The organism is Klebsiella sp. MS 92-3, assembly GCF_000195655.1.
Lineage (GTDB): Bacteria > Pseudomonadota > Gammaproteobacteria > Enterobacterales > Enterobacteriaceae > Klebsiella > Klebsiella pneumoniae.
In genome coordinates this window covers 41106-53654 of record NZ_GL882855.1, presented here as the reverse complement: position 1 = coordinate 53654, position 12549 = coordinate 41106, and the positions used below count along the sequence as shown (strand labels likewise).

General features: G+C 62.5%; 11 protein-coding genes and 1 pseudogene. 1 reads left to right on the top strand and 11 read right to left on the bottom strand.

Annotation, left to right across the window (positions count from 1 at the left end):
- Positions 1 to 21: 21 nt before the first annotated feature.
- From HMPREF9538_RS04320 to HMPREF9538_RS04345, 6 genes and pseudogenes are all read right to left on the bottom strand, one after another.
- The gene (locus HMPREF9538_RS04320) at positions 22 to 789 is read right to left on the bottom strand and encodes a basic amino acid ABC transporter substrate-binding protein (RefSeq protein ID WP_002908376.1); all 768 of its coding nucleotides are present in this window, start codon (positions 787 to 789) and stop codon (positions 22 to 24) included.
- 92 nt (positions 790 to 881) lie between these two features.
- Positions 882 to 1815 (bottom strand): annotated as a pseudogene (locus tag HMPREF9538_RS04325) (MurR/RpiR family transcriptional regulator).
- The gene (locus tag HMPREF9538_RS04330) at positions 1781 to 2758 is read right to left on the bottom strand and encodes an ABC transporter substrate-binding protein (protein WP_009486104.1); all 978 of its coding nucleotides are present in this window, start codon (positions 2756 to 2758) and stop codon (positions 1781 to 1783) included. Before HMPREF9538_RS04330 ends, HMPREF9538_RS04325 begins: the two are co-directional and overlap by 35 nt.
- Positions 2748 to 3800, bottom strand: a complete 1053-nt coding sequence (locus HMPREF9538_RS04335) for a FecCD family ABC transporter permease (protein ID WP_009486103.1) — start codon at positions 3798 to 3800, stop codon at positions 2748 to 2750. Before HMPREF9538_RS04335 ends, HMPREF9538_RS04330 begins: the two co-directional genes overlap by 11 nt.
- Positions 3797 to 4816, bottom strand: coding sequence for a FecCD family ABC transporter permease (locus HMPREF9538_RS04340; RefSeq protein WP_009486102.1), 1020 nt, complete (start codon positions 4814 to 4816; stop codon positions 3797 to 3799). The genes HMPREF9538_RS04335 and HMPREF9538_RS04340 overlap by 4 nt, the downstream gene beginning before the upstream one ends.
- Positions 4813 to 5634, bottom strand: a complete 822-nt coding sequence (locus HMPREF9538_RS04345) for an ABC transporter ATP-binding protein (protein ID WP_002908416.1) — start codon at positions 5632 to 5634, stop codon at positions 4813 to 4815. The genes HMPREF9538_RS04340 and HMPREF9538_RS04345 overlap by 4 nt, the downstream gene beginning before the upstream one ends.
- 505 nt (positions 5635 to 6139) lie before the next feature.
- On the opposite strand from HMPREF9538_RS04345, the gene HMPREF9538_RS04350 reads away from it, so the two are divergent.
- Entirely contained in the window at positions 6140 to 8212 is a 2073-nt protein-coding gene (locus HMPREF9538_RS04350; RefSeq protein WP_004891261.1) for a TonB-dependent siderophore receptor, read from the top strand.
- Between the two features lie 242 nt (positions 8213 to 8454).
- On the opposite strand, the gene HMPREF9538_RS04355 is transcribed toward HMPREF9538_RS04350, so the two are convergent.
- The 5 genes from HMPREF9538_RS04355 to HMPREF9538_RS30540 form a co-directional block, all read right to left on the bottom strand.
- Positions 8455 to 9228, bottom strand: a complete 774-nt coding sequence (locus tag HMPREF9538_RS04355) for an ABC transporter ATP-binding protein (protein ID WP_002908439.1) — start codon at positions 9226 to 9228, stop codon at positions 8455 to 8457.
- Positions 9222 to 10217: an ABC transporter permease gene (locus HMPREF9538_RS04360; RefSeq protein WP_004148681.1), complete on the bottom strand. Its 996-nt coding sequence runs from the start codon at positions 10215 to 10217 to the stop codon at positions 9222 to 9224. Before HMPREF9538_RS04360 ends, HMPREF9538_RS04355 begins: the two co-directional genes overlap by 7 nt.
- Positions 10198 to 11235 (bottom strand): ABC transporter substrate-binding protein, encoded by a 1038-nt coding sequence (locus HMPREF9538_RS04365; RefSeq protein WP_009486100.1) that lies wholly within the window; start codon positions 11233 to 11235, stop codon positions 10198 to 10200. Before HMPREF9538_RS04365 ends, HMPREF9538_RS04360 begins: the two co-directional genes overlap by 20 nt.
- Positions 11232 to 12194 carry an ABC transporter substrate-binding protein gene (locus HMPREF9538_RS04370; protein WP_009486099.1) on the bottom strand — a complete coding sequence of 321 codons (963 nt, stop codon included), beginning with the start codon at positions 12192 to 12194 and terminating at the stop codon, positions 11232 to 11234. Before HMPREF9538_RS04370 ends, HMPREF9538_RS04365 begins: the two co-directional genes overlap by 4 nt.
- Positions 12195 to 12199: 5 nt before the next feature.
- On the bottom strand, positions 12200 to 12549 hold a 350-nt coding region (locus tag HMPREF9538_RS30540), incomplete at its 5' end, for an acyl-CoA dehydrogenase family protein (RefSeq protein ID WP_131729186.1).

Genomic DNA, 12549 nt, shown 5'->3' with positions numbered 1-12549 from the left:
GTGGTCACTGAAAAAGGTGGATTATTGCGCTGGCAGCGTCGGCACGTTGTCGTCGAACCAGGTTTTATAGATTTTGGCGTAAGTCCCGTCAGCAACGATCTTTTGCAGCCCGGCGTTGATTTTGCCCAGCAGTTCACTGTTGCCTTTCGCCACCGCAATACCGAAATACTGACGCTCAAATTTGGCATCCGGCACCAGCTTGAACTGCTTCTCCGGGTGCTGTTTGATGTAGTACTTCACCACCCCGACGTCGCCAACCGCGGCGCTGACGCCGTCCTCAAACAGCTCCTGGAGCATCAGCGGGGTATTGTCGAAGCGCTTGATCGCGGTGCTGTTTTTACCCAGCACCTCAGAAACCACGATATCGCCGGTGCTGGAGTTCACCACCCCGACCTTCTCGTTTTTCAGGGCCGCCAGCGAATCCACCTGCGAGTCCTGAGCGACGACGATAGACTGTTCGGCCGGGAAGTACGGCGCGGAGAAATCGACCATCTGTTTGCGTTTATCGGTGATGGTGATCCCGGAGATGATGATGTCGCGGTCGCCGGTGTTCAGCGTGGCGAAGATGCCTTCCCATGGGGTATTGACCAGCTTAACGTCAAAGCCTTCGGCTTTGGCGATGGCTTTGATGATGTCGATGTCGAAACCTTCCAGCTGTTTCTGGCTATTTTCAAATTCAAACGGCCGGTAGGTGCCGCCGGAGCCGACGGTATAGGTTTCCGCAGCCGCCTGTCCGGCAGCCGTCAGCGCGGCTATCATGCAACACGCTTTGAGCAAATTCTTGACCATGAGATTTCCTTTTTATGCATTTATTTTGCATAAAAATACACACACTCACTTTTATATGCAACCGGAAACCTTCCCGCTGGTGAATTATCTTCTCAATGGCCCCGTTTACCGCCGGATTTACCGATAGCCCGATGCAGATCGTTGATTCGTTTCAGGGATTTCACCGTTTTTTGTGGCGTGGTAGAGGCCACCGACAGGACAATCATCTCGAGACAGACCAGCACCGTACCGTGCAGCGGCATCCGGCTACTGTCCCCGCCGCGCGGGACGTCGATCACCACCTGCGCCTCCTGGCTGAAGCGCGAGTCCACCGCCTGGGTCAGCAGGATGGTCGGAATACCCAGCCGCTTCGCCTCGCGCAGGGTGGTCAACCCTTCGCGATGGGGGGATTTTTGCCCCATCATGATCAGCACATCGCCGCGCTGCAGGCCGATAAGCTGTTCGGCAAGGCTAAAGCCCGTGCGGTTCATCACGTACGCCGGCAGGCCAATACGGCTGAACAACCGGGCGGTGTATTCGGCGAGGATCCCCGAGGCGCCGATACCGAAGATCCCCACCTGGCGCGCGTCGCTGAGCAATGCCACCGCCTGAGCCACCGCCGCGCGGTTGTCGGCCCGCGACAGGACCTCGCACACCCGCTGATGGCCTTCAAGCACAAAATCAATACTGGAGTTGACGTCGCTGGAGAGCGCGGTAACCGTCGAGCGCATCTTTTCCGCCGAGGTGACCGAGGTGCCGAACCAGCGCTCCATGGTCTGCTTAAGCTCGCGCAGCCCGGCGAAGCCCAGCGCCTGGATGGCACGCACCACCGTGGCGTCGGAGGTCTGGGTCGCGGTGGCGATCTCCATCGCCGTATGCTCCAGCACCACCTCGCGGTTGTCGTTGATATAGCTGACCACCGCCCGCAGCCGGGGGGAGAGCTGGTGCGCCCGGGCGCGATAGCGTTCGCCGAACAGATCGACTTTGCCCTTCTCTTTTTTTACCGCGCTTTTCATTTGGCCTCCGCCGGGATCGGCCTGCCGGCAATATGCGACTGCACCTGGGCCACCATCAGAGACAGCGCGGCGTAGGAGTTGGAGATCACCTCTTCCCGCGGCAGTAAAATATAGTGCCCGGTGCGGCAGGCGCGCATAAAGTCGCACCAGCCGGGCATCACGCCCTCCATCGCCTGCAGCTCATCCTGCGGCTTACCGCCGGTATCCGACCGCCAGGTGGCGAAGACAAAATCAGCGTCCAGCTCCGGCAGCTGTTCCGCGCTGACGTCAATGCGCTGACCATCGGGGATCCGCTCAATCAGCGGCGGAAAGCGGAACCCGGCGTCGCGCAGCACCCGGCCCAGCGCATGATACGAATGATGCACCGTGACCTTGCCGTTGTTCGCCTGGATCACTGAGACGCTGTACTGCGGTGGGTTGACCATCGCTTTCAGCTGTTTAATTTGTTCCTGATAGCGGCGCTCGAGGATCGCCAGCCGCGGCTGGGTGCCGGTCAGCTGCGCCAGCTTGCGGTAAATCTCCGGGGCGCTGCCCTGCAGATGGTCGATGCTCACCGTCGGGGCAATCTTCTCCAGTTGCTCCACTGACACGTGGCGACTGGGCTCGGTGATAATCAGATCCGGCCTGGCGGCGGCTACCGCTTCCAGATCGATATCGGCGGTGCCAATAAAGCGGATATCGCTGTTGTCGAAATCGACGCCGGTGAGCTGGGCGCTGGATCGCAGGTAGTGGCTGCCGTCCGGGCGCGTCCGGCCGTGGCTGGCGATCGGCGGCGCCCCGAGCTCAATCAGCGGAATGGTAATGTCGAGATCGTGCATCGAAACGATACGCTGCGGATGCAGCGGGACGGTGACGGTGCGGCCTAAATCATCGGTGAAAGTTTGAGTTTGTGGGTCGGCGGCGCTGACGGCCCCCGTCAGCAACAGCAGCAATGAGACGAACCAACGCATACTACCTTCCTGGTTAAAGGGCATCACGGCGACGCCAGAGCAAGATAACGAAGAACGGGCAGCCCACCAGGGCAATGACAATCCCCGCCGGGATCTGCAGCGGGGCAAACGCCAGCCGGCCAAGGGTATCGGTCGCCAGCACCAGCAAGGCGCCAATCAGCGCGCTGCCGCACAGCAGCGATACCTGGCCGCCGCGCAGCACAAAACGCGCCATATGCGGCGCCATCAGGCCCACAAAGCCCAGGCTGCCGACGCAGGAGACGCTGGCCGAGGTCAGCAGCACCGGTGCGAAAAAGCGCAGCATCGTCAGCTGCTGCAGACGTACGCCGAGGCCGACAGCGGTCCGGTCGCCCAGCAGTGCCACGTCCGCCGCCCGGGCGGTACAGAACAGGATGATGGCCCCGGGCAGCGCCCAGCAAAAAGCCACCGCCAGCAGCGGCCAGGTGGCGGTCTGCAGGCTGCCCGCCAGCCAGATCATCGCCGTCTGCACGTCGCGTACGTCGGCGGTGGTCATAAAGATGCCGACCGCGGCCGCCAGGCTCCAGGAGACGCCGATGCCAATTAAAATAAAGCGCGGCCGCGAACAGTCGCGGGCCAGCGTCAGGACCAGCAGGGCCACCGCTATGCCGCCGACCATCCCCGCCAGCGGCCGCCAGACCAGGCCTACCGCCGGGAAAAACAGCACCAGCGCCAGAACCACGATGCTTGCCCCCTCTTTGACGCCGATCAGCCCCGGGTCGGCCAGCCCGTTACGGGTGATGCTCTGCATCGCCGCGCCGGCCAGCCCCAGCATGGCCCCGCACAGCAGCGCCATCAGGATCCGCGGCAGGCGGATATCAAACAGAATAAAGCGCGGCTGCTCGCCCATCTCCTGCGGCGCCAGCAGGGCCCGCGCCAGCGTCGACGCGGGCAGCGGATAGCTGCCGCGGCTAAGGCTGTACAGCCCCAGCGCCAGCAGCGTCAGCACTATGCTGGCGGCAATTTTTAACGCCGCAGGACGCAGCAGCAGATGACGGGAGGCGAAAGCCAGCGGCCGAAAACCGGCCCGGTGAACGGCGCGCGTCATTTAAAAAACCTCGCGGCGATAAAGATAAACAACGGCGCACCCACCAGGGCGGTCATCGCCCCGGTCGCCAGCTCCTGCGGCGCGACCAGCGTCCGGGCGGCGATATCCGCCAGCACCAGCGCCAGCGCTCCCACCGGCGCGGCCAGGGGCAGCGCCAGGCGGATGTCTTCCGTCACCAGACGGCGCACCACGTGCGGCACCACCAGCCCGACGAAGCCGATCGGCCCGGCCACCGCCACCGCCGCGCCGCAGAGCAGCGCAATCGCCAGCAGGCCCAGCAGCCTCGTCTGGACGAGATTAACGCCAAGGCCCAGCGCCACCTTATCCCCCAGCGCCAGCACGTTGAGGCGTGGGGCAATGATCAGCGCGACGCCAAGGCCGATCAGCGCCGGAACCAGCGCCGTCTGCAGCGTGCTCCAGTTCAGTCCGGCCAGGTCGCCGGCCAGCCAGGTGCGCATCGCCAGCAGCGTCTGTTCATCGAGAATTAATATCGCCGCCGTCACCGCCGACACAAACCCTGACAGCGCCACTCCGCACAACGTGATGCGCAGCGGCGTCGCCCCGCCGCGCCCGGCAGAGGCCAGCGCCATCACGCCACCGAACAGCAGCCCCGCGCCGCAGGCGGCGGTCAGCGGGCGCCCGGCGGGGGAAGCGCCGAAGGACAGGCCCAGCGCCGAGGTCGCCACCACCGCCAGCGAGGCGCCGGCGTTAAGCCCGAGAATATGCGGCTCGCCAAGCGGGTTACGGATCACCGTCTGCAGCAGCAGCCCGGCGACGCCGAGCGCCGCGCCGGTCAGCAGCGCCGCCGCCAGCCGCACCAGACGCAGATCGATGATAATCCGCTGCTCAAAGTTGCGCGGATCGTACTCCAGCAGCGCCTGCAGCACCGTCTGCGGGGCGATCCAGCGGGCGCCTAAGCCAAGATGCACCAGCGAGGCGGCGATAAGCAGCAGCGTTAGCAGAAGCAGCGCCAGCCGGGGGCGACGCCGCGCGGAAAGCAGGATGGCCACGCTCATTGTGCCGCTGCCTGGCGGGCGCGAAACGGCATAAAGAAGGGTTTGCCGGTTTGCGGGTTAATCGACATCTGCACGTCAACGTCAAACACGCGTTTAATCAGCTCAGGGCTACAGACATCGTTGTCGCTAATCGTGCCGGCGATGCGCCCCTGTTTAAGGAATACCAGCAGATCGGCGTAGTTCACCGCAAAGTTAAGGTCATGGAGCACTGTCACCACCGTGCGGCCATGTTCGCGGGTGAGGGTCTGGAGCAGCTCAAGGATATCGACCTGATAGCGCAGATCGAGCCAGGTGGTCGGCTCATCGAGCAGAATGGTGGCCGTTTGCTGGGCCAGCGCCATGGCGATCCAGCAGCGCTGACGCTGGCCGCCGGAGAGGCTGTCCACCGGCAGATGGGCGAATTCGGCGGTACCGGTTAAGCGCAGCGCCTCCTCTACCGCCAGCTCATCGGCCTCGGACCACTGGCGCATCAGCCCCTGCCACGGGTAGCGCCCGCGCGAGACCAGCTCGAAAACGGTCAATCCTTCCGGGGTCAACGGCGATTGCGGGAGGATGCCCAGCTGGCGCGAGACGGCTTTCGTCGGCATCTGGTGAATGGCTTGCCCGTCCAGACGCACGCAGCCGCCGAGCGGTTTCAGCATTCTGGCGATGGTCGAGAGCAGCGTGGATTTGCCGGATCCGTTCGCCCCGGCCAGCACCGTCATTTTGCCGGTGGGAATGGTCAGGTTGATATCGTCAACGATCAGGGTCTGGCCGTAGCCGGCCGACAGGGCATCCAGTACGATCCCCTGCTCTGCAGGTTTCACCCGCTGTGGCATAACTCGCTCCTGCGCCGCAGCGTTCCAGACGATAGCTGGACATTCTGCAGTCAAATAAAAATAAATCTCATTCTCTTTTGATCATGACGGGGATGAATGTAGTAGTCAATACTCGCCATCGTCTTCAGACGGGGACGCTGACTACAGCGAGGCTGTGCCAACCCAATATAATTAAAATAAAATGATATCAGATAGATAACTACAGAACATTCCCTACTGGAGGTGTTTAAAACGTCCTGTTCCTCGCCGCTGAATTTTTATCTTGCATAACGTTTACTACTACATCCCTTCATGATTGAATGATTCTCAATTACACATCTGAAGGCGCATTCAGACGCTAAACAGAGTGCTTTTATTATTCAGGGCAATGATTTTATTGGCTTAATCTGACCGCAAAGGCAGATTCGTTCACGAGAAACAGATAATGACTCAACCCCATGTCGCCTGCAGGACGTTGCCAGGGCGCGCGCTTTTTTCGCTTCTTTTTTTAGCCTCACCGGGATTAATGGCCGCCGACAATCGCGCGGCGAAAAGTACTAACGACGCGGAAGAGACCATCACCGTAGTGGCCGACGGCGCGCAGCAGAGCGCCACAAGCGGCTATCAGCCGCTCAGCTCCGCCACCGCGACGCTAACCTCGATGCCGCTGCTGGATATTCCCCAGGTGGTCAATACCGTCAGCGATCGGGTTCTCGAAGATCAGCACGCCACCTCACTCGATGAGGCGCTGTATAACGTCGCTAACGTGGTGCAGACCAACACCCTCGGCGGTACCCAGGACGCCTTTACCCGCCGCGGCTTCGGCGCCAACCGCGACGGCTCGATCATGACCAACGGCCTGCGCACCGTGCTGCCGCGCAGCTTTAACGCCGCCACCGAACGGGTGGAAGTCCTGAAGGGGCCCGCCTCGACGCTGTACGGTATCCTCGACCCCGGCGGGCTGATCAACGTCATCACTAAACGGCCGGAGCGGCAGTTCTCCGGTTCGGTTTCCGGGACCTCCACCAGCTTTGGCGGCGGCACCGGCAGCGTCGACATCACCGGCCCCATCGAAGGCACAAATCTGGCGTACCGACTGATCGGCGAATATCAGAATGAGGATTACTGGCGCAATTTCGGTAAAAACAAAAGCAGCTTTATCGCCCCTTCCCTGACCTGGTTTGGCGAGCGGGCAACGGTGACCGCGTCCTATTCGCACCGCGACTACAGCGCCCCCTTTGATCGCGGCACTATCTTCGATCTGAATACCGGCCATGCGGTTAACGTCGATCGCAAAACCCGCTTCGATGAAGCGTTTAATATTACCGATGGCTATTCCGATCTCGCTCAGCTCAACGCCGAGTATCGCCTTAACGACGCCTGGACCGCGCGCTTCGATTACAGCTACAGCCAGGATCACTATAACGATAACCAGGCGCGGGTGATGGCCTATGATTCGGCGACCGGCAACCTCACCCGCCGGGTCGATGGTACCCACGGTTCAACGCAGAAGATGCACTCCACCCGCGCCGACCTGCAGGGCAACGTGGTAGTGGGCGGCTTTTATAACGAGCTGCTGACCGGCGTCGCCTATGAGAATTACGATCTGCTGCGCACCGATATGCTGCGCTGTAAGAACGTTAAAGGCTTTAACATCTATCATCCGGTCTACGGCACTCTCGACACCTGTAATACCGTCTCCGCCTCCGACAGCGACCAGCGGATCCAGCAGGAGAGCTATGCCGCATACGTGCAGGACGCGCTGTACCTGACCGACAACTGGATCGCCGTCGCCGGCGTGCGCTACCAGTACTACACCCAGTACGCCGGTAAAGGCCGACCGTTTAACGTCAATACCGACAGCCGCGATGAGAAATGGACGCCGAAAGCCGGCCTGGTCTACAAGGTCACGCCGAACGTCTCCCTGTTCGCCAACGTCGCCCAGTCGTTTATGCCGCAGTCGTCGATCGCCAGCTATATCGGCGAGCTGCCGCCGGAAGAGTCCACCTCTTACGAAGTGGGCGCCAAATTTGACCTGTTAAACGGCATTACCGCCAATATCGCGCTGTTTGATATTCACAAGCGTAACGTGCTGTACACCGAGAGCATTGGCGATGAGACGGTGGCCAAAACGGCGGGCAAAGTGCGTTCCCAGGGCGTGGAAGTGGATCTGGCGGGGTCCATCACCGATAACCTCAGCGTGATCGCCAGCTACGGCTACACCGACGCCAAAGTGCTGGAAGATCCGGATTACGCCGGGAAACCGCTGCCAAACGTACCGAAACATACCGGTTCGCTGTTCCTGACCTATGACATTCATAACGTCTATAACAGCAACACCCTGACCGTCGGCGGCGGCGGCCATGCGGTCAGCAAGCGTTCCGGCACCAACGGCGCGGATTATTATCTGCAGGGCTATGCGGTGGCGGATGTGTTTGCCGCCTATAAGATGAAGCTGCAGTATCCGGTGACACTGCAGGTGAATGTGAAGAACCTGTTTGATAAGACCTATTACACTTCCTCGATCGGCACCAATAACCTCGGCAACCAGATTGGCGACCCGCGCGAAGTGCAGTTCACGGTGAAGATGGATTTTTAAGCCGGACCATGGCGTCGCGCCGGATATTCATTGCCGGGCGGCGCTGCGCTTGCACCGGCCTGCAACTGCATGGCCTGCGGTCCTTCCCCTTCCTGTCGAGTTCGTAGGCCCGGTAAGGCGCAGCCGCCACCGGGCAAAAACAGGCGCCTGGCGCCGGATGCCCATTGCCGGGCGGCGCTGCGCTTGCGCCGGCCTACCTTTCCGTGACATTTGTCGCAGCGCCACCGGGGAATGCGTTCAGCTTACCAGTCCGCCTCCTGGCCGAGGATGCGCAATATATCCTGACGATGCTGCAGCAGCTGCGGGTTATCGCGATGACGGGGAAAAGCCAGCGGCAGCGCAAACTCGGCGATAATCCGCCCCGGACGCGGCGACATCACCAGCACCCGCTCGCACAGCAGCAGCGCCTCTTCGATATCGTGGGTCACCAGCAGGCTGGTATACCCCTGCTGCTGCCAGAGGGCGATCAGCTCCCGCTGCATACTGATGCGGGTCAGCGAATCGAGTTTGCCCAACGGCTCGTCGAGCAGCAGCAGACGCGGTTCGTTCAACAAGGCGCGCGCCAGCGCCGCACGCTGCGCCATCCCCCCGGACAGCTGCCGCGGCCACGCCTCGCTGAAGGCCTGCAGCCCGATGCGGTCAATCAGCGCGTCTGCCTTCGCCTCCAGCCCCTTTTTGCCCTGCGCCTGCGGGCCCAGCAGCACGTTCTGCCGCACCGTCAGCCACGGATAGAGCGTCGGATCCTGAAACACCAGAATTCGCTCCGGCCCCGGGGCGCCGAGCGCCGCGCCGTCGATCTGCATCTGTCCGCTCTGCGGCGCTTCCAGCCCCGCCAGCAGCCGCAGCAGGGTTGATTTACCGCAGCCGGAAGGGCCCAGCAGCGCCACGCTTTCCCCCGGGCGCAGCTGCAGGCTGATATTCTCCAGCACCGGTACCGTCTGTTTGCCAAGCGTAAACGCATGATGAAGATGGCTGATGGATACCGCCGCGCCGCGCGCTATCGTCTCGGTTACCATTGCATCCCTCCTCGCTGCCAGCTCAGCAGCCGGTCACGCAGCATAAATAATCCGCTTATCAGGCCGGAGCATAACAAGGCCATCACCAGCAGCGCGGCATACATATTAGGATAGGCCGCCCAGCCCTGGGCCCACTGGAGGTAAAAGCCGATCCCCGACTTCACCCCGACCATTTCGGCGACAATCAGCACCGAAAACGACGCGCCGAGCCCCATAAACAGGCCGACAAAGACGTTCGGCAACGCGGCGGGGATCGCCACCCGCAGGATCAGGAAACGCTGGCTGGCGCCGAGGGTCCGCGCCACGTCGTACCACGCCTTATCAATGCCCATCACTCCGGACCAGGTCAGCACCGTGACCGGGAACCAGGTGCTCAGCGCGATCAAAAACACGCTGGCGCCGAAGCTCGAGGGAAAAATAAACAGGCACAGCGGCAGCAGCGCGGTGGACGGCACCGGCCCCAGCAGACGTAACACCGGATGCACCCAGTAGCCAATCCGTTGCGACCAGCCGATGGCCAGACCGGTGATGAACCCGCTGCTGGTACCCAGCAGCACACCGAGCCCCAGCAGCCCCAGGGAGTGCAGCAGGCTGTCGAGCAGGCGCGGCCAGTCGTCGTGCAGCACCTCGATCAGCGCCTGCGGCGGCGCGAAGAATGGTACCGGCAACACGGCAGTTTTGGCGGTCAGCCCTTCCCAGACAGCAAACAGCACCGGCAGCAGCGCCAGCCACTTGCCGGCATGCAGCACACGCGCGCCGCGCGCCCGCCAGTAGCGATAGCTCAGCGCCAGCAGCAGCAAGCCGCCGCCGAGGGTGAATTGCGCCAGCGCCCAGCCTTCGCTAAACGGCCAGCGCCGCCCGGCGTCGGGCCAGGTAAGAGTAAACAGACCGCCCAGCAGCCACAGCGCGGCGGCCAGCAACCCTTCTCCCCACAGCGGCGCGCGGCCGGTGGGGCGCGCCAGAGCCTGCTCAGGCGAATACGTTGGCATAGATACTCTCCGCGAACTGATGGGGATCGGTACCCGGCTTGATCACCTGCACCCGCTGCAGGTCGACCGCATACTGCGTCAGCTCTTTCACGAACGCTTCGCCCACCGCGTGATGGCCGTGGCCCTGCCCGTGGAGGATGCCGCTCACCTCCGCTTCACTGGTATTCAGGGCATGGGCGAGGAAGGATTGCGCCACGCTTTCCGGATGCGCAGCGGCATAGCTGTGCGCCTCAAGGATCGCCTGGGTGAGCGCCGCGGCGGCCGGTTTATGGTCCCGCGCCAGGCTCCCGCTCACCCCCAGCACGCAGCAGCTGAGGTTGGCATAATCCCCGGTCATATTGCTGGCGATCAGCTGATACTTACCGGTCTCCAGCAGACGATAGCTGAACGGCTCGCTGCCGCTGATGGCGGCGATTTCGCGCTTGTCCAGCGCCACGCTGAGCAGATCCGCCGGGTAGACTTTCCACTGCACGTCGCTGATCGGGTCGATACCGTGGCGCTTAAGCAGAATGGCGAAGAAGTTTTTATCCGGTCCGGCCATGTCGGTGACGCCGATGGTTTGACCCTTCAGGCTCTCGAGGCCGCCGAACGGCGAGTCTTTAGCCGTCAGCAGGTTCAGACAGCCGCCGTGGGTCCCGGCGGTGAGCTTGACGTCAAAGCCCTGCTCCAGCGCCTTCAGCCAGCGCAGCGCCATCCCCACCCCGGCGTCGGCCTTACCGGTGGCGATCGCCTCCAGCAGCACATCGGTGGAGTTGCCGAAGTTAACAAACTCAACGTCGAGGTTGTATTTACTGAATATCTTCTGCTGCTCGGCGACGGCGACCGGCGCGAGGCATACCGCGCTTTTGTTGATCGCCAGCTTGATCTTGTAGGGCTGCGGCAGGCGCAGCGCCGGATGGGCATCGCCGCCGGCCATGTCCGCCATATCATGAGCCCACAGCGGCAGAGAGACCCCGGCCAGCGCCAGGCCGCCGCTGAGCTGTAAAAAACGACGGCGGGAAAAAGAGGTTCTGGTCATGGCGTCACCTCGGCGGCGGGCACGCTAAAACGGCGGTCAAAGGTCGGCTTCACGTCCAGCCGGGTGCGGATCAGGCCGTTGGCGAGATAAAAGTCCGCCGTTGTCTGCTGCTGGGCCACTGTTTCCTCGGCCAGCGGCTGCCACTGCGACTGGCGGTTGGCAAACTGCGCCCGGGCGATCTCCGCCGGGAAGCGGATGATCTCCCCCAACGTTTTGCCGTAGCTGTCGAGATTGGCGTAGGCCCAGCGCTCGGCGCCGGCCAGGCGCTGGAGATAATCCTGCAGCGCGGCGCGTTTTTGCGGATCGTTAAGCGCGGAATCCGTTGCCGCGAGGAAGGTATTCCCCGGCAGCAGCCCTTTGCCGCTCACCAGGATCTGCCCCTCGTTGGTCTTCACCATTTGGGTGGTGTAGGGCTCCCAGGTCGCCCAGGCGTCCACCGAGCCGTTTAGCAACGCCACTTTGGCGTCCACCGGGCCGAGGAACACCCACTGCACCTCCTTCGGTGAAATCCCCGCCTGCTCCAGCGCTTTCAGCGCCACGAAATGACCAATCGACCCTTTACCGGTGGCGATGCGTTTGCCTTTTAAATCAGCGCCGCTTTTTAACGTGCTGCCGGGGGATACCAGCACCGCGGTCCCCGCCGGGTTGCTTTTATCCACGGCAATAGCTTTGACCGGCGCACCGTTGGCCAGGGCGAAGAGCAACGGCGCATCGCCAATGATCCCCGCGTCCACGGCGCCCGCGTTGAGGGCTTCCGCCAGCGGCGCGGCGGCCGGGAACTCGGCCCACTTAATGTCGTAAGGGAGATTTTGCAGGGCGTTGGCCGCCTCCAGCTGCGAACGCATGCCGCCTTTTTGATCGGCGATACGCAGGGTAAGCCGCTCCTGCGCTGTCGCGTAGCCGCCCAGCGCCAGCAGCATCAGCGCGGCCGCCACCCGGCCTGAAAATGATAGACGCATCGTGATTATCCTTGTGATTGAAAGACGAAGTTGCCAGCTGCCAGCCAGGCGCTGTCGCTCTGTGGGGTATGTACCCGTCCGCAGAGCACATTGCGGTAGTGGCGTTCCAGCGGGTTTTGTCGGCTGAGACCATGATTGCCGGTCAGCTCGAGCGCGATATTCACCGCCTGAATGGCGTTGTCGGTGATGGTGACTTTCGCCAGATTGGCCTCGATGGCGGAAAAGCGCAGCGCGGCGGCCTGCTCCAGCAGGCTGCGGTTGACCAGCAGCAGCCCGGCGATCTGCCCGACTTTCTCCTGCACCCGTGGCAGACGAGAGAGCGGATGGCCGAGACCGGCGGGCACCCCCCCCCCCC